This is a genomic window from Janthinobacterium sp. OK676 (assembly GCF_900103595.1).
Taxonomy (GTDB): Bacteria; Pseudomonadota; Gammaproteobacteria; order Burkholderiales; family Burkholderiaceae_D; genus Janthinobacterium.
Genome location: NZ_FNHA01000015.1, coordinates 59,576 through 76,740 on the forward strand (window position 1 = coordinate 59,576; position 17,165 = coordinate 76,740).

Here is a 17,165-nt window from a genome sequence, read left to right on the forward strand (position 1 = left end):
TATCTATGTTGCGCTGGCCGCGCGCAAGGCAGCGAGCAACTGTGCCAGCCGCGCCTTGTCGCGTTCGAGCGCCGCCAGGCTGGCCTCGAAGCCGGCGATTTTCTGTTCCAGGCTGCCCGTGGCGTCGTGGATGCGCTGGATCGAGGCAAAGCGCAGTTTCAGCTGTTCCTTGTACTCGACGATCTGCGCTTCGAGCGGCGCCATGATGACTTTCAGCCAGGCGCTGGCGTCGTCGTTGGCGTTGGTGAAACTGCGGCGCACGCGCGAGGCGATAGTGTCGAAGAATTTTTCCATCAGCACGACGCGGCTGGTGGTGAGCAGGGTCGCCGTGCCGAACTGCTTATGGTAGACGGCTTCGATGTCGGCGATCTCCTGGCGGTAGCGGGCCAGCGAGAACGGCATCGGCAAGGCCAGCGCCAGGCCGTGTTCCGAGGCGAATTTGCGGTACATCACGTTCATCATTTCCGTGATCTCGGCCGTCTTGCCTTCCGAGCGGTCCAGGTTGCTGGCGATGCGCTCGAAATACTGGCGCACGGCTTCGCGCAGGCCCGTGAAGAAGCGGCTGCGCTGCATGGCGGCGCGCACGCCATCGATATCGTCGCGCACGATGTCCATGCCCAGGCTTGTGTACAGCTCCGTGGACAGACGGGTAAACACGGCGCGCGTCGCCTGCAGCTTGAACAGGCTGCTGTCGAATTCCTTCTTCTCGATATCGACGCGGCGCATCATGTGCGCGATCACGCTCTGGTTCTTGCCGCGCAGGCTGTGCAGCTCATGCAGCTGCTCGGCGATGCCGCGCGCGCGGGCCGCCGCCTGCACCTGCTGCGCCGCTTCGATGGCGTCCAAGTCGAACGCCAGCTGGCGCCGGATGATCTCCTTGCGCGCCGGGATCAGCTCCTCGAACAGGGCCGTTTCCAGCGCCTGCAGGCGGCTCTTTTCCAGCAGCGCCGCATCGTCGTTGATCTTGCCCACCAGGGCCTTTTGCGCCGAGACGGGAAACACCTGGCCCGCATCCAGCGTCAACAGATGCGCGACGCTGGCCTGCTGGCGTTCGATCGCTTGCGCCACCTCGGCATCGCCGCGCAATTCGTCCCACATGCTGTCGATCTTGTTGAGCACCACCAGGCGCCCCGCGCCGGCGCCGATGTGGTTGCGCCATACCTCGATATCGCTGCGCGTGACGCCCGTGTCGGCCGCCAGGATGAACAGCACCGCGTGCGCATTCGGGATCAGGTTCAGGGTCAGTTCCGGTTCCGTGCCGATGGCGTTCAGACCCGGCGTGTCGAGGATGACCAGGCCCTGTTTCAGCAGCGGATGGGGGAAGTTGATGATGGCGTGGCGCCACATGGAGATTTCCACCTGGCCGTCCTCGTCCAGCATGGCGTGGGCGTCCGCGTCGCCAGCGTCGTACAGGCCGTAGCGCGCCGCTTCCTCGACGCTGACTTTTTTCGTCAGGCTGACCTGGCGGATCGCTTCCTGCATGTCGCCGCCCGCTTCGATGTTCAGGGGCAGGACGGTCCAGGCGGCGGGCAGGTCGCGGTAGTCGCTGGTTGACAGGTTCTGCGCGCGCGTCTCGATGGGCAGCAGCCGGATCGAGGGCGGGCAGGCCGCGTCGTACAGCAGCTCGGTGGGGCACATGGTGGTGCGGCCCGCGCCCGAAGGCAGGATGCGCTGGCCGTAGCCGGCAAAGAAGATGGCGTTGATCAGCTCGGATTTGCCGCGCGAAAATTCCGCCACGAAGGCAACGGATAAACGGTCGTCGAGCAGGCGGGAGCCACAGCGCGCCAGGCGCAGCGCGGACGCGCCGTCAACCAGGCCCGCCGCGCTGGCGGCTTGCCGGTATGCCTGCAAGGCGGCCTGCACGTCCTGCCGCCATGCGCTGTATTGTTCCAAATCTCTGACCATCAGGTCCCCTTTACTTTTGACAGTTCACGCAGTAGAACGTGGAACGCTGTCCCTGCACGATCTGGCGGATAGGCGCGCCGCAGACGCGGCATGGCTTGCCCGCGCGGTTGTACGTGAAATACGTCTGCTGGAAGTAGCCGGACTGGCCGTTCACGCCGATGAAGTCGCGCAGGGTGCTGCCGCCTTGCACGATGGCTTCGGCCAGCACGTCGCGGATCGCTTGCGCCAGTTTTTCGTAGCGGGCCAGGCCGATGCGCCGGGCCGGCGTCTTCGGGTTGATCCCCGCGCGGAACAGGCTTTCGGAACAATAGATATTGCCCACGCCGACGACGATGTCGCCCGCCATCAGCACCTGCTTGATATTGGTGCCCTTGTTGCGCGTTTTTTCGAACAGCAGCTGGCCCGTGAAGCCGCCTTCCAGCGGTTCCGTGCCCAGGCCGCGCAGCAGCGCGTGGCCGTCGAGCGGACCGTCGGCCTCGTCGTGCCACAGCACGGCGCCGAAGCGGCGCGGGTCCGTCATGCGCAGCACCTGGCTGCCCCCTTGCGCGTCTTCCACGACGAGGTCGAAATGGTCGTGCTTCTGCGCTTCCGTCCCCGTTGGCAGCACGCGCAAATGGCCCGACATGCCCAGGTGGATGATCAGGGTGCCGTGGCGGAAGTGGATCAGCAGGTATTTGCCGCGGCGCCCCGTCAGGCCGATGGTTTGCCCCGATAATTGGTCGCCCAGGGCAGGGGGGAAGGGCCAGCGCAGGCCGTCGCGGCGCAGCACGACGGAGCGCACGGCGCGCCCTTCGAGGTGGGGCGCGACACCGCGCCGTGTGACTTCGACTTCTGGCAATTCTGGCATAGGGCTCGAATGGTTGAAAACCGGGTAAAAAACAGGCGGCTTGCTGGCCGAGGGCAGGCCCGGGCAAGTGACGCCGCCACGATGTATATATTTCGTTACATACGTGAAGTACGCGATAGCCGCGTTGGGCGTAGAATCAAACTTTGCCGTTTAGCCAGGATCAGCCTTTGAAAAACGCTTTCGCCATTGTAACCTTGTCCGCCCTGATGGCCACGCATGCCATGGCACAGACGCCTGTCGCCCCTGTCGAGGGGGCGGCCAGCCCCGCTGCGGCCGCGTCCGCAGCGCCGCAGGAAGAGGGCGTCGAGTCCAAGGCAGACGGCTTGCCCAAGGTCGAGTTGAGCAGCGACCTGCTGTACAAGCTGACCAAGGCAGAAATGGAATTCAAGAGCGGCCAGTGGCAAGGGCCTTACGTGACGATGATGGTGGCGGCGCAGCAGACGCGTGATCCCCGCCTGGCGCGCCGCGCGTCCGAAATGGCGCTGGCCGCCAAGCAGGGACCCGAAGCGCTGGCGGCCATCCGCCTGTGGCGCGAACTGGCGCCCGAATCGGACGAGGCAACGCAATTCTTCCTCGGCTTTGTCGTGTTGACGGACAAGATCGAGGAAGCGGAGCCGATCTTCGCCGAACGCCTGGCCAATGCGCCACCGGGTGCGCGTGGCGTGGCCCTGTTCCAGATGCAGCAGATTTTGTCGCGCTCGAATGACAAGCTGTATGCGTATTCGATGGTGACGCGCCTGGTGGAGCCTTACCTCGACATGTTCGAAGCGCACCTGGTGCTGGCGCAGGGCGCCTTGTCGATCGGCGAGCGTGAGCGCGCCATCCGTGAGGCGAACAAGGCGCTGGCCATCAAGCCGAACTCGGAACTGGCCGCGCTGACCCTGGCGCAGGTGACGGGCGAACCCGAGGCGGCAAACAAGGTGCTGGCCGCTTTCCTGCAAAAGAACCCGGACGCCGTCGAGGTGCGCGGCGCGTATGCGCGCCTGCTGGTCGAGCAGAAGCAGCTGGAGCCGGCGCGCGAGCAGTTCCTGCTGCTGCTGAAAAGCCAGCCCGATAACGTGGGCGGCCTGTATGCGCTCGGCATCGTGGCGCTGCAGCTGGAAGACACCAAGGGCGCCGAGCAGTACTTCAAGCGCTTCCTGGCCGTGCTGGAGAAAAATCCCGGCGACACGCGCGATCCGTTCAAGGCCCTGATGATACTGTCGCAGATCGCCGAGACGCGCGGCGACACGGCGGGCGCCATCGCCTGGCTGGACAAGGTCGACAACAGCGCGTCGGCCGGCTATGTCGAGGCGCGCTTGCGCCGCGCCCAGCTGATCGCCCGCGGCGGCAATCTCGATGCGGCACGCAAGGCGCTGACGGAAATTGAAACGGACGATCCGGCCAGCCAGGCGCAGGTACTGCTGGTCGACGCGCAATTCCTGCGCGATGCCGGCTACGTGCAAAGCGCGTACACGGTGCTGGAAAACGCCTTGCTGCGCTTCCCCGACAATCCGGAACTGCTGTACGACTACGCCTTGCTGGCCGAGCGCCTGGACAAATTCGAGCTGATGGAAGCGAGCCTGCGCCGCGTGATGGCGCTGGCGCCGGACAATCAGCACGCGTACAACGCGCTCGGTTATTCGCTGGCCGAGCGGGGCCTGCGCCTGGAGGAAGCCCATGCGCTGATCGAGAAAGCCTTGCAGATGGCGCCGGGCGACCCCTTCATCATGGACAGCATGGGCTGGGTGCAATTCCGCATGGGTAACCTGGCCGCGGCGGAAAACGCGCTGCGCCGCGCCTATGCCGTGCGCAGCGATCCGGAAATCGCCGTCCACCTGGGCGAAGTGCTGTGGCAGAAGGGCGACAAGGCCGAAGCGCAAAAGCTGTGGCGCGAAGCGCAAGGCAAGGACCCGAAAAACGATGCGCTGAAAAGTACCCTGGCGCGCTTGAATGTCAGTTTGTGATTATTGACCCCAAGGACAAATGCCGGGGTCAGACCTTCGGAGTCTGACCTCGGGTTTTGCACTTGGGGTGGACTCAAAAAATTTCCCATGTCAAAAAACCTCTTTGCTCTCACCGCCCTTTGCCTGTCCCTCTCGGCCTGCTCGACCCTGACCTCCCCCTTTTCGTCCGGCGCCGCGCCATCGGCTGCGGCCGTCGCCCCCTACCGCGAGCAGGTCGAACTGACGGGCCGCCTGAACGTCGTGTACCAGAAGGATGACAAGCCGGAATCGGCCACCGTCAATTTCAACTGGCAGCAGACGGCGCAGCGCACGGACGTGACCTTGTATTCGCCCGTCGGCAGCACCCTGGCGACGATCGCCGTCACGCCGCAGCAGGCCGTGCTGACGCAAAGCGGCAAGGCGCCGCGCAGCGCGCCCGATGTCGATACATTGAGCGCGCAGATGCTGGGCTGGTCCTTGCCCGTGTCGGGCTTGCGCGACTGGCTGCAGGGCTATGCCGTGGGCGCCGATGGCAAGCGCTTCGCCGCTTCGCCGGCCAACGACAGCGTGACGACGAAAGACGGCTGGCGCCTGCGCTATGTGTCGTGGCAAGAAGTAGGGCAAAATGCGTCCGACAATACACCGGGCGCCTTGCCCCAACCGCGGCGTATCGATGCCGAACGCAATGCCAGCGCGCAGGCCGATGCCGTGTCGCTGCGCATCGTGCTCGATCCCGCCCCATCCGCTCAAGCACAATGACGTTGACGACCCTGAATAACTGCCCCGCGCCGGCCAAGCTGAACCTCTTTTTGCACGTCAACGGCCGCCGCGCCGACGGCTACCATCTGCTGCAGACGGTGTTCCAGTTGCTCGACCATGGCGACACCCTGCACTTCGCGTTGCGCGACGATACGCTGATCCGCCGCGTGACGGCGCTCGCTGGCGTGCCGCAGGAGCAGGACCTGATCATCCGCGCCGCCAGGCTGCTGCAGGCCGAAGTGCTGCGCCGCACGGGCGCCTTGCCGCGCGGCGTCGATATCGCCATCGACAAGGTGTTGCCGATGGGCGGCGGGCTGGGCGGAGGGTCGTCCGACGCGGCCACGGCCTTGATGGCCTTGAACCGCCTGTGGCAGGCCGGTTTGACGCGCGAGGAATTGATGGCGCTGGGCTTGCCGCTGGGCGCCGATATCCCGTTTTTCATCTTTGGCGAGAATGCCTTTGCCGAAGGCGTGGGCGAGGCCCTGCAGCCCGTCGCCACGCCCGAATGCTGGTATGTGGTGATCGAGCCTGGCGTGCAAGTGCCGACCGCCGCAATTTTTTGTGCGGAAGGCTTGACGAGAAATACCGAACCCGTCACAATAGCGGACTTTTCCAGGCACCTCGCAGAAGAAAACGATGCGGGCGGGTTTGGTAAGAATGATTTACAGCAAGTAGCATGCAGTCTTTTCAAGCCGGTAGCAGATGCGGTAGAATGGCTGGGTGCTTACGGTGAGGCCAGGATGACTGGCTCCGGTGCTTGTGTGTTTGGTGCGTTTGGCAGTCAGGAAGAAGCGGATGCGGTGCTCAGCAATGTGCCATCAGTCTGGATCGCCTGGAAGGCAAAAGCGCTGAGCCGCCACCCGATGCTCACCATGTTGTAGAGAGAAAAAAAAGATTTTGCTTAGCGTCAAATAGTCGGTATAATACTGGCCAACATGACGGCAAGCAGTCAGTAACGTAGGGGAATCGCCAAGCTGGTTAAGGCACTGGATTTTGATTCCAGCATGCGAAGGTTCGAATCCTTCTTCCCCTGCCACCCTTTCACCGTAGTCTGTCGATGCGAAGTTGGCGTCCAGTGCGGGAAAAAGCAGATGTGTCGCCACGCGGCATATTCTAAACAATGACTGACCGGGCCTATGCCCGGTTAGTGCTTTTCAAGACTTCTATATCACCTCTTGGGACTCCCATGGCTTACGAAAACCTGATGGTTTTTACCGGCAACGCGAATCCAGCGTTGGCAGAGGGGGTCGCAAAAAACCTCGGCATCCCTCTCGGTAAAGCAAACGTTTCGAAATTCTCCGACGGCGAAGTAATGGTCGAGATTAACGAAAACGTACGCGGCAAGGATGTTTTTGTTTTGCAATCCACCTGTGCTCCAACCAACGACAGCCTGATGGAAATCATGCTGATGGTTGATGCCTTGAAACGTGCTTCCGCCGGCCGCATCACCGCCGCCATTCCTTACTTCGGCTACGCCCGCCAAGACCGTCGTCCGCGCTCCGCGCGTGTGGCGATTTCGGCCAAGGTGGTGGCGAACATGCTGGAAGAAGCCGGTGTCGAGCGCGTCCTGATCATGGACTTGCACGCCGACCAGATTCAAGGTTTCTTCGATATCCCAGTCGACAATATTTACGCTTCGCCAATTTTGCTGGGCGACCTGCAAAAGAAAAACTACCAGGATCTGCTGGTGGTGTCGCCGGACGTCGGCGGTGTGGTACGTGCGCGCGCCCTGGCAAAACGCCTGGGCTGCGACCTGGCCATCATCGACAAGCGTCGTCCAAAAGCGAACGTGTCCGAAGTGATGAACATCATCGGTGAAGTCGAAGGTCGCAACTGCGTGATCATGGATGACATGGTCGACACGGCAGGCACCCTGACCAAGGCTGCCGAAGTGCTCAAAGAGCGCGGCGCGAAAAAGGTCGTGGCGTATTGCACGCACGCGGTGCTGTCGGGCCCGGCGATCGACCGTATTTCGGCTTCGCCACTCGACGAGCTGGTCGTGACCGACACTATTCCCCTGTCCGAAGCGGCCCTGGCCTGCGGCAAGATCCGTCAATTGACGTGCGCGCCGCTGCTGGCCGAGACGTTCAAACGCATCATCAAGGGTGACTCCGTCATCTCGCTGTTCATCGACTGATTCGATCAGCAGTAACAGACGTAATGCCTGCGGCGCGACCGGCTTTTTGCCTGTTGCGCCGCAGTGTTTTAATTTTCGGGGTGTTTTTGCACCCCATTTTCGAGGATTCCTGGTCGCGGGAATCTTCATAACACAAGGCGCAAGCCTTGTTCTTCTTGGAGTATCACATGAAAGTTATCGCATTCAAACGCGAATTGCAAGGTTCCGGAGCGAGCCGCCGCCTGCGCATTTCCGGCCAAACCCCTGGTATCGTTTACGGCGGCACTGAAGCCCCGGTACTGATCTCGCTGGATCACAACGCCCTGTACCACGCGTTGAAAAAAGAAGTGTTTCACTCGTCGATCCTGGATCTGGAAATCGACGGCGTTTCCCAGCAAGTTCTGCTGCGCGACTTCCAAGTCCACGCATACAAACAACTGGTTCTGCACGCTGACTTCCAGCGCGTTGACGCATCGCAGCCTGTCCACGTGAAAGTTGCCCTGCACTTCACGAACGCTGACGTTTCCCCAGCAGTCAAACTGCACGGCGCGACCATCAGCCACGTTGCCAACGAAATCGAAGTCGCTTGCCTGCCAGGCCAGCTGCCAGAATTCATCAACGTTGACCTGTCGAACATCGACGTTGGTCACTCGCTGCACGTAGGCGACCTGGTCCTGCCAGCTGGCGTGACCGCTGTCACCCACGGCGCCAACCTGACCATCGCTACCGCTTCGGTACCGGCTGGCCACGTTGCTGCTGAAGCCGCTGCTGCTGAAGTTGTTGCTGACAAGAAGTAATTTTGCCGCCGCAGCAATGCGGTAGTCGCAAGGAAAAACCCGCCAGGTTCGCCGCGCGGGTTTTTTTCTGCCTGTTTTCACCGATAATGCTTTCTTTTACATTGCAGACACAGCCATGCCCATACGCCTGATCGTCGGCCTCGGCAATCCGGGACCCGAATACGAACAAACCCGCCACAATGCCGGCTTCTGGCTGGTGGACAATCTTGCCAATAGCTTGCCCGGCACGCGTTTGCAGCGCGACTCGCGCTATAACGCCATGCTGGCGAAAACGTCGATAGGCGGCAAGGAAGTCTGGCTGCTCGAACCGCTGACCTTCATGAACCGCTCGGGCCAGTCCGTGGGTGCGCTGGCGCGCTTCTTCAAGATCGCCGCCGATGAAGTGCTCGTCGTGCACGACGAACTCGACCTGATGCCCGGCATCGCGCGCCTGAAAAAGGGCGGCTCGGCCGGCGGCCACAATGGCTTGAAAGACATCACGGCCGCGCTGGGCACGCAGGATTACTGGCGCTTGCGCCTGGGCATCGGCCACCCGCGCACCCTGAGCCTGCAGCAGCAGGTGGCCGACTTCGTGCTGCACCGCCCGCGCCGCGAAGACCAGGAACTGATCGAGCAAGCGATCGAAAAATCGTTGCAGGTGATGCCGCAGATCGTCGAAGGCAAGTTCGAGGCGGCGACCATGAAACTGCATACGGCCTGAGAACAGGGCCTGATGGCGTCACGATGCGGCTGTTTTGGCGCCATTTGCCCATCATCGGGCTTTTGAAGCGCGCGGGACACGGGTACAATTGACCCCTTGAAACGCAGCACACGCACTATCCCCGGAAAAGGGCGAACCATCGCCCGTTTTCCCTAACAGCACGGCAAGCACGCCGATAGACGGCGCCATGTGCTTTGATTATTAAAGGTTTTCCATGAGTCTCCAATGCGGTATCGTCGGCTTGCCGAACGTCGGCAAGTCCACCCTGTTCAATGCACTGACGAAAGCCGGCATCCCGGCTGAAAACTATCCGTTCTGCACCATCGAGCCGAACGTCGGCGTCGTCGAAGTGCCGGATCCGCGCATGGATGCGCTGGCCGCCATCGTCAAGCCGGAACGCATGGTCAACGCCATCGTGGAATTCGTCGACATCGCCGGCCTGGTGGCGGGCGCATCGAAGGGCGAGGGCCTGGGCAACCAGTTCCTGTCGCACATCCGCGAAACGGACGCCATCGTCAACGTCGTGCGCTGCTTCGAAGATGACAACGTCATCCACGTGGCCGGCAAGATCAACCCGCTCGACGATATCGAAGTCATCCAGACCGAACTGGCGCTGGCCGACATGGGCACCGTGGAAAAAGCCATCCACCGCGAAAACAAGAAAGCCCGCTCGGGCGACAAGGACGCGGCCAAGCTGCTGGCCATCATGGAACGCATGATGCCTTACCTGAACGACGCCAAACCCGTGCGCGCGATGGGCCTGGATGCCGACGAAATGGAACTGATCAAGCCGCTGTGCCTGATCACGGCCAAGCCGGCCATGTTCGTGGCCAACGTGTCCGATTCGGGCTTCACGGACAACCCGCTGCTGGACCAGCTGACGGCCTATGCGCAATCGCAAAACGCCCCCATCGTCGCTATCTGCGCCGCGCTGGAAGCGGAAATCGCCGACCTGGACGACGCCGACAAGGGTGCTTTCCTGGCCGACATGGGCATGGAAGAGCCAGGCCTGGACCGCTTGATCCGCGCCGGCTACAAGCTGCTGGGCCTGCAAACCTACTTCACGGCAGGCGTGAAGGAAGTGCGCGCGTGGACCGTTCCCGTGGGCGCCACGGCGCCGCAAGCGGCCGGCGTGATCCACACCGACTTCGAACGCGGCTTCATCCGCGCGCAAACCATCGCCTATGACGACTTCATCGCCTACAAGGGCGAAGCGGGCGCCAAGGAAGCGGGCAAGATGCGCGCCGAGGGCAAGGAATACGTGGTCAAGGATGGCGACGTGCTGAACTTCCTGTTCAACGTCTAACCCCGACGCGCTCCCGTATGGCGCCACCGAGAACCCTGCAAGTCATTGATTTGCAGGGTTTTTTATTGCCCGCATGGCCAGCATGTCTGCGCTGGGGCGATTTTCTAGTCTTCACGGCCCCGCGCCAGGCTCTCCGAGCGTCGCCACGTCCACATCAGCCCGATGCCGGCCGAGGTTCCGCTGTTCTGGCGCAGCAGGGGGCTGGCGCGGTTGGCGGCACCCGTGTAGTTGTCGTAGCGTACAAAGGCAAAGGCGCGCCAGTCCCGTTGTAGCCGGTACGAAGCACCGAGGCTCAGCCGTGTGAGCATCAGCCCGCTTTTTGCCGCATACGCGGGGCGCTGAGCGGTGGCAAACGCGGGGTCCACGCCATATAAGTAATCGTTGATGGCGGCATTGCCCAGCATGGCGCCCAGGCTGGCGTCGACATGCCAGGCCTGCTGTTCGCCTTGCAGCGCGTAGACGAGGCGCGGCTCGAACGTGGCGCCCTGGCGTCGCAGGCCGCCGCGCGCTTCGATGACGGCGCGCAAGGGCAGTTCCAGCCCCAGGCGGCTGTGCTGCGTGGGTTCGGCCAGCTTGATTTTCAGGCGCGGGCCAAATTCCACCAGGGTGCCCAGGTCCGGCATGCCGCGCCGGGCCGGCACGTCGCTGGAGCGGGCCGGCAAGGACAGGGCAAAACCGATATCGAAGTCGAGGCGCTCCGTGTCGAACAGGCGCGCGCCCACGCCGGAGCGGTCGGCGCGCAAGACTTTGCCGCGATAAATCAGATAGGGCAGGGCCAGGCTGCGCGTCGAGCGTTCGCTGGCGCCCGGATAGGCGGGCGTGACGGCCGTGCCGCCAAACACGCCCGCTTCCCATAATGGCAGCGGTGCTTCGGCGGCGCGGGCCGGCGCCATGGCGAAGCAGAAGGCCGATGCCGCCAGCAATGCGCGCGCGGCGTTCATCGGGGCACGGCGCAAGGTTTGCCGGCGAGCAGCGAGTCCAGCGCCTTGTCGCTGAGGGCGCTCGATTGGCCGCTTTTCTTTGCCAGCGCGATGGCGCTGCGGAAATGAAAGGCGGCCGCGTCGTCGCGGCAGGCGGCGCTGGCGGCCCGTCCCGCCTCGTGGTGCAGCCGCGCCTGCCAAGCGGGATCGCCATGGCCCAGTTCGACATTATCGGCGGCGTCCGCGTAGTTGCGCATGGCTTGCGTCCAGTCGCCCTGGCTGGCCGCTTCCCGCGCGAACTGCTCCTGTTGCGCCGCCGTGCGCAGTTCGATTTGCGTGGCGCAGGCGCCCAGCGCCATCAGGACGAACGGCAGGACGAGGCGAGACCGGATGTGCAGGAGTGTGGACATGGCGCCACTGTAGCGTATGGGAAGGGGCGCACGTTTGCGCAGAACGCGCGAATCGGGGCTTTTTTGTAGCACTGATGACATATAATTTGCACACGACTTTGTTATCTTTGACACATCACCGAACAGGAGCACCATGTTTTCACGTAAATTTCATTCTTGTGCACAGCTGATGCTGGCTACCTTGCTGATGGGTTTTGTCGCAGCCTCCCCTGCGCGCGCGCAACAGGCGGCTGTCAAGTTGCCGAACGTGGTGATCCTGGCAACAGGCGGCACCATCGCCGGCAGCGGCGCCGACAGCACGACCACCGTCGGCTACACCTCGGCCACCGTCGGCGTCGAGCGCCTGATCGCGGCCGTGCCGGAACTGAAGAAAGTGGCAAACGTAAAAGGCGAGCAAGTATTCCAGATCGCCAGTGAAAGCATGGGCAACAGCCACTGGCTGACCCTGGCCAAGCGCATCAACGTGCTGCTGGCCTCGAACGACGTCGACGGCGTGGTCGTCACGCACGGCACGGACACCATCGAAGAAACGGCGTATTTCCTGAACCTGACCGTGAAAAGCCACAAGCCGGTCGTCGTGGTGGGCGCCATGCGTCCATCAACGGCCATCTCGGCTGACGGTCCGATCAACCTGTACAACGCCGTGTTGCTGGCCGGTAGCAAGGAAGCCGTGGGCAAGGGCGTGCTGGTCGCCTTGAACGACCAGATCAACGCCGCGCGTGAAGTGAGCAAAACCAACACTTCGACGACCGACACCTTCAAGTCGCCGGAACTGGGCATGCTCGGTTACATCCAGGGCAGCAAGCCTTACTTCTACCGCCAGTCGACGCGCAAGCACACCCTGGAAACGGAATTTGACATCAGCAAGCTCGATGCCCTGCCGCAAGTGGACATCGTCTATGGCTACGCCAACATGAACCGTGTCGGCATGGACGCCTTCATCGCCGCTGGCGCCAAGGGCATCATCCACGCTGGCGTGGGCGATGGCAGCGTGGCCGCGCAAATGAAGCCGGCCCTGGTGGAAGCGCGCCAGAAGGGCGTGCTGATCGTGCGTTCGAGCCGCGTCGGCCAAGGTATCGTGGCGCGCAATGGCGAAGCGAACGACGATGAACTCGACAGCGTCGTCTCCGACACCCTGAACCCGCAAAAAGCCCGCATCCTGCTGATGCTGGCCCTGACCAAAACGAACAGCACGCAAGAAATCCAGCGTATTTTCTACACGTATTGATCCTTGCCGCGCCAGGCCAGCCTCATCGGCTGGGCCTGGCTGATTTACGCTTGCCCGCTTTGCTGCCATACTTCGCCTCTGAATAACTTCCTGACAGAAGCAGCAACACTGTCTCCGGTTCATGGCCATCCTGTCCGACATCATTCTGTATCCCATCAAATCGTGCGCCGGCATCCATTTGCGCGAGGCGGTCCTGACGCGTTCAGGGCTGATGAGCGAACACGTGTTCGACCGCGAATGGATGGTGGTCGATGAGCAGGGCCGCTTCCTGACCCAGCGCGAATATCCGCGCATGGCGCTGATCGTGCCGTCCATCAAGGCTACCACCCTGGAATTGCGCGCGCCGGGCATGCTGCGCCTGGAAATCGAGCTGGGCTTGCCGCATCCGCAACTGGCGCCCATGCTCGAGGTGCAGGTGTGGGACGATAGCGTGCGCGCCTACGATTGCGACGACGTCACGGCCACCTGGTTTTCCAATGCCATCGGCGTGCCGTGCCGCCTGGCGCGCTTTCACCCGGACGTGGTGCGCGCCACCAGCACCACATGGACCAATGGCGTGGCTGCCGAGACCATGTTTGCCGATGGTTATCCGGTGCTGATCGCGGGCAATGCCTCGCTCGATGACGTGAATGACAAGCTGCGCGCGGCTGGCCGGGAGGCATTGCCGATGAACCGTTTCCGCCCCAACCTCGTCATCGGCGATATCGGCGCCTTCGAGGAAGACTACGCCGACTTCCTGCAATTCGGCGCGACCACCTTGAAACCCGTCAAGCCGTGCTCGCGCTGCCCGATCCCGTCGGTGGACCAGGCCACGGGCGTGCCAGGCCCGGACCCGCTCGACGTCATGCATGGCTATCGCGCCAAGCCCGAGCTCGACGGCGCCATCTGCTTCGGCATGAACGCCATCGTCACCGAAGGCGGCGATGAGCGTATCGTGGTGGGGCAGGACATCGGTTTCGAACTGGCATTTTAAGCATGGCGCCCGCATACAAGGGTTTAAGGTTTCTATGAATCAAGCAATACCGCCGGACCCGCGCATTGCCAGCCTCGAAGCCGAAAACCAGGCCCTGCGCGCGCGCATGGCCTATCTGCTGGAACAGGTCGAGCGCAACCACGACATCATGTGCCGCCACCAGGCGTTCGACCTGGAAATCGTCAGCGCGTCCACGTTTCCCGAGTTGATCGGCACCATCTTCCGCACCTTGCCCGTGATTTCCGACCTCGACGGCGTGACCTTGAGCCTGCTCGACGAAGATGACGATATCGTGCTGGTGATGGAAAAGCTGGGCGTCGATTTCAGCGCCTTCCCGCAATTGCTGTTCGTGCATGCCGTGGCCGAGCTGGGCTTTGCCGCACCACAGCCCGTGGCCGAAGGCGAAGCGGCCTTGCCGCCGCTGCCGCTGCTGGGACAGTTTGACGCGGCCGTGCATGGCCCCCGCTTTCCCGGCATCGATGCGCTGCGCAGCGTGGCGCTGGTGCCCTTGCTGCGCAACAAGCGCCTGATCGGCAGCCTGAACCTGGCCAGCAGCGACGTGACGCGCTTTACGCCTGCGCTGGGCACGGACTTCATCAAGCACATGGCGTCCATCATCGCCATTTGCCTGGAAAACGTGATCAGCAATGAAATGCTCAAATACATCGGCCTGACCGATTCCCTGACGGGCGTCTACAACCGCCGCTATATCGACCGCCGGCTGCTGGAAGAAATCGCCCGCGCGCGGCGCCAGAATTATTGCATCTCATGCATGTATATCGACATCGACCATTTTAAATTGGTCAATGACACGCATGGCCACCAGGGCGGCGATGAGGTGCTGCGCGAAGTGGCCACGCGCATCCGCACGGAATTGCGCCGCTCCGATGCGCTGGGCCGTTTCGGCGGCGAGGAATTCGTCGTGCTGCTGATCGATGCCAGCCTCGACAGCGCAACCTTCGTTGCCGAGCGCATCCGCGCCAGCATTGCCGGCACCATGTTCGACTTGCCTGGCAGCGCGCAGGCGTGGGTCAGCGTGTCGATCGGCGTGGCCAGCCTGGAAGCGGACGCTGCCCTGCTACCGATCGAAACGGTGGCGCAGCAACTGGTGGCGCACGCGGACCAGGCCCTGTACCAGGCCAAGGCGGCCGGGCGCAACAAGGTCGTCAGCTGGCAGGCGCAGCGCAGTTAATTATTTTAAAAGTAAAGTTTCCGCTTTTGCCACGGCGTCGGCCGTGCCGCGCAGCACCACCACGTCGCCGCTGGCCAGCTGCGTTTCGGGCGTGACTTCGAGGCGGCCGCGGCCGCGGCGGATCGCCGTCACAAACGCGCCGCAGCCGGCTACGTCGATCGCACTCAAGGGCAAGTCCACGCAATGCGCGCCGTCGCTGACGGTGACCGTATGCAGGCGCTCCAGCTCGGCATCGTCGCCCGCATCGCTGGTGCCATGGAAATAACCGCGCAAGGAGGCATAGCGTTCCTCGCGCGCCGCCTGCACCCGGTGCACGACGCGGCGCAGGGGCACGCCCATCATGATCAGCGCGTGTGAAGCGAGCATCAGGCTGCCTTCCATCAATTCCGGCACCACTTCGGCCGCGCCCGCCTTTTTGAGTTGGTCGAGGTCGCTATCATCGTGGCTGCGCACGATGACGGGCAAGGTCGGCGCCATTTCATTGAGCAAATGCAATAACCGCAGCGCCGACGGCGTGTTGGCATACGTGATGACCACGGCGCTGGCCCGGTAGATGCCGGCCGCCACCAGGCTTTCGCGCCGGCCCGCGTCGCCATACGAGACGTTGGCGCCGGCCAGCTGCGCTTCCTGCACCCGTTCCGGGTCCAGGTCCAGCGCGTGGTATTCGATCTTTTCTTCCGCCAGCAGGGTGGCCAGGCTTTGCCCGCTGCGCCCGAAGCCGGCGATCAGCACGTGTTTCTGCGACGCCATGGTGCGCGTGGCAATCTTCGTCAGCGCCAGCGATTGCATCATCCAGTCGTTGGCCGCCAGTTTCATGACGATGGCGTCGGACTTGGCGATGAGGAAGGGCGCCACCAGCATCGACAGCACCATCGAGGCCAGCACCACCTGCACGACGAACGGGTCCATCAGCTTGATGCCGCCAGCCAGGTTCAGCAGCACGAAGCCGAACTCGCCCGCCTGCGCCAGCCCCAGACCCGTGCGCAGGGCCACGCCGTTGCTGGACCCGAACAGCCGGGCCAGCCCCGCGATCAGGGCAAATTTCAGCAGCACGGGGCCGCACAGCAGGAGCAGCACGAGCCACCAGTTCTCAAACACGACGCGGATATTGAGCAGCATGCCGACGGTGATGAAGAACAGGCCCAGCAGCACGTCGCGGAACGGTTTGATGTCCTCTTCCACCTGGTGCTTGAATTCCGTCTCGGAAATGAGCATGCCGGCAACAAATGCGCCCAGGGCCAGCGACAGCCCGGCCCGCTCCGTGATCCACGCCGCGCCCAGGGTGATCAAGAGCAGGTTGAGCATGAACAATTCTTGCGAGCGGCGCTTGGCAACGATGGTCAGCCAGCCGCGCACCATCTTCTGGCCGATGAACAGCAGCAAGATCAGCACGACCAGGGCCTTGCCGCCGGCCCAGGCCAGGGTTTCGGCCAGGTTGTCCGAATCGCGCGTGAGGGCGGGAATCAGGATCAGCAGGGGCACGACGGCCAAGTCCTGGAACAGCAAGATGCCGATGATCTTGCGGCCGTGCTCGCTTTCGAGTTCCAGCCGTTCCGTGAGCATTTTCGACACGATGGCCGTCGACGACATGGCCAGCGCGCCACCCAGGGCGAACGCGGCTTGCCAGCTCAGGTGGACGTAGGCGGACAGGTAGCGTCCGACGAACCAGCCGAAGACGACGGTGGCGATGATGGTGGTGACCACCTGCGCCATGCCAAGGCCGAAGACGATGCGCCGCATGGCGAGGAACTTGGGCAGGGAAAATTCGAGTCCGATGGAAAACATCAGAAAGACGACGCCGAACTCGGCCAAGGTATGGCTGGCCTCGTTTTCGGCCGCCAGGCCCAGCGCGTGGGGGCCGATGACGATGCCAACGGCCAGGTAGCCCAGCATGGGCGGCAAATGCAACATTCTGAAAGCGACCACGCCCAGCACGGCGCTGCCGAGTAACATCAGGGTCAGTTCAAGCGAGGAAAACATGGGTTGCCCGGTGCGGTCAATGGAAATCGTTGTTTGTTGTGACTGGCAAGTTTTTTGCTTTCCTAATTCGTTTATACTTTGGGCATGAGTGTAACCCATGAAAAAAC

15 protein-coding genes and 1 tRNA gene are annotated in these 17,165 nt (G+C 62.8%); 11 read left to right on the plus strand and 5 right to left on the minus strand.

What is annotated here, in order from left to right; translation table 11 throughout:
• Positions 1–3: 3 nt before the first annotated feature.
• Both BLU39_RS25010 and mutM read right to left on the minus strand, forming a co-directional pair.
• Positions 4–1,905, minus strand: a complete 1,902-nt coding sequence (locus BLU39_RS25010; protein ID WP_092718339.1) for a dynamin family protein — start codon at positions 1,903–1,905, stop codon at positions 4–6.
• Positions 1,906–1,915: 10 nt separating this feature from the next.
• Complete coding sequence (mutM, locus tag BLU39_RS25015) at positions 1,916–2,752, minus strand: bifunctional DNA-formamidopyrimidine glycosylase/DNA-(apurinic or apyrimidinic site) lyase (RefSeq protein WP_092718342.1); 837 nt, start codon at positions 2,750–2,752, stop codon at positions 1,916–1,918.
• 167 nt (positions 2,753–2,919) lie between these two features.
• Here mutM and BLU39_RS25020 point away from each other — a divergent pair, with 167 nt between their 5' ends.
• The 8 genes from BLU39_RS25020 (at position 2,920) to ychF (ending at position 10,355) form a co-directional block, all read left to right on the plus strand.
• Positions 2,920–4,698: a tetratricopeptide repeat protein gene (locus BLU39_RS25020; RefSeq protein WP_092718345.1), complete on the plus strand. Its 1,779-nt coding sequence runs from the start codon at positions 2,920–2,922 to the stop codon at positions 4,696–4,698.
• Positions 4,699–4,785: 87 nt separating this feature from the next.
• Positions 4,786–5,436 carry an outer membrane lipoprotein LolB gene (locus BLU39_RS25025; protein ID WP_092718348.1) on the plus strand — a complete coding sequence of 217 codons (651 nt, stop codon included), beginning with the start codon at positions 4,786–4,788 and terminating at the stop codon, positions 5,434–5,436.
• On the plus strand, positions 5,433–6,317 hold the full coding sequence (gene ispE / locus BLU39_RS25030) for a 4-(cytidine 5'-diphospho)-2-C-methyl-D-erythritol kinase (RefSeq protein WP_092718351.1): 885 nt from the start codon (positions 5,433–5,435) through the stop codon (positions 6,315–6,317). The genes BLU39_RS25025 and ispE overlap by 4 nt, the downstream gene beginning before the upstream one ends.
• Before the next feature lie 78 nt (positions 6,318–6,395).
• Positions 6,396–6,472: transfer RNA gene (locus BLU39_RS25035), tRNA-Gln, on the plus strand.
• Between the two features lie 150 nt (positions 6,473–6,622).
• The gene (locus BLU39_RS25040; protein ID WP_034753270.1) at positions 6,623–7,573 is read left to right on the plus strand and encodes a ribose-phosphate pyrophosphokinase; all 951 of its coding nucleotides are present in this window, start codon (positions 6,623–6,625) and stop codon (positions 7,571–7,573) included.
• A gap of 167 nt (positions 7,574–7,740) precedes the next feature.
• A complete protein-coding gene (locus tag BLU39_RS25045; protein ID WP_092718354.1) occupies positions 7,741–8,349 on the plus strand; it encodes a 50S ribosomal protein L25/general stress protein Ctc in 609 nt (202 codons plus the stop codon).
• Between the two features lie 115 nt (positions 8,350–8,464).
• Positions 8,465–9,049, plus strand: a complete 585-nt coding sequence (pth, locus tag BLU39_RS25050; RefSeq protein ID WP_076565268.1) for an aminoacyl-tRNA hydrolase — start codon at positions 8,465–8,467, stop codon at positions 9,047–9,049.
• A 214-nt stretch (positions 9,050–9,263) separates the two neighbouring features.
• Positions 9,264–10,355 (plus strand): redox-regulated ATPase YchF, encoded by a 1,092-nt coding sequence (gene ychF, locus BLU39_RS25055; protein WP_034753282.1) that lies wholly within the window; start codon positions 9,264–9,266, stop codon positions 10,353–10,355.
• Between the two features lie 104 nt (positions 10,356–10,459).
• Here the strand turns inward: ychF and BLU39_RS25060 are convergent, their stop codons facing one another.
• Together BLU39_RS25060 and BLU39_RS25065 are read right to left on the minus strand one after the other, a co-directional pair.
• Positions 10,460–11,311: a MipA/OmpV family protein gene (locus BLU39_RS25060; RefSeq protein ID WP_232731280.1), complete on the minus strand. Its 852-nt coding sequence runs from the start codon at positions 11,309–11,311 to the stop codon at positions 10,460–10,462.
• A complete protein-coding gene (locus BLU39_RS25065; protein ID WP_139178482.1) occupies positions 11,293–11,685 on the minus strand; it encodes a hypothetical protein in 393 nt (130 codons plus the stop codon). Before BLU39_RS25065 ends, BLU39_RS25060 begins: the two co-directional genes overlap by 19 nt.
• Positions 11,686–11,818: 133 nt before the next feature.
• Here BLU39_RS25065 and BLU39_RS25070 point away from each other — a divergent pair, with 133 nt between their 5' ends.
• The 3 genes from BLU39_RS25070 (at position 11,819) to BLU39_RS25080 (ending at position 15,078) form a co-directional block, all read left to right on the plus strand.
• Positions 11,819–12,913, plus strand: a complete 1,095-nt coding sequence (locus tag BLU39_RS25070) for a type II asparaginase (protein ID WP_092718362.1) — start codon at positions 11,819–11,821, stop codon at positions 12,911–12,913.
• A gap of 121 nt (positions 12,914–13,034) precedes the next feature.
• Positions 13,035–13,886 (plus strand): MOSC domain-containing protein, encoded by an 852-nt coding sequence (locus BLU39_RS25075; protein WP_092718365.1) that lies wholly within the window; start codon positions 13,035–13,037, stop codon positions 13,884–13,886.
• Positions 13,887–13,920: 34 nt separating this feature from the next.
• Positions 13,921–15,078: a GGDEF domain-containing protein gene (locus BLU39_RS25080; RefSeq protein ID WP_092718368.1), complete on the plus strand. Its 1,158-nt coding sequence runs from the start codon at positions 13,921–13,923 to the stop codon at positions 15,076–15,078.
• Here the strand turns inward: BLU39_RS25080 and BLU39_RS25085 are convergent, their stop codons facing one another.
• A complete protein-coding gene (locus BLU39_RS25085; RefSeq protein WP_092718372.1) occupies positions 15,079–17,058 on the minus strand; it encodes a monovalent cation:proton antiporter family protein in 1,980 nt (659 codons plus the stop codon).
• Positions 17,059–17,165 lie beyond the last annotated feature (107 nt).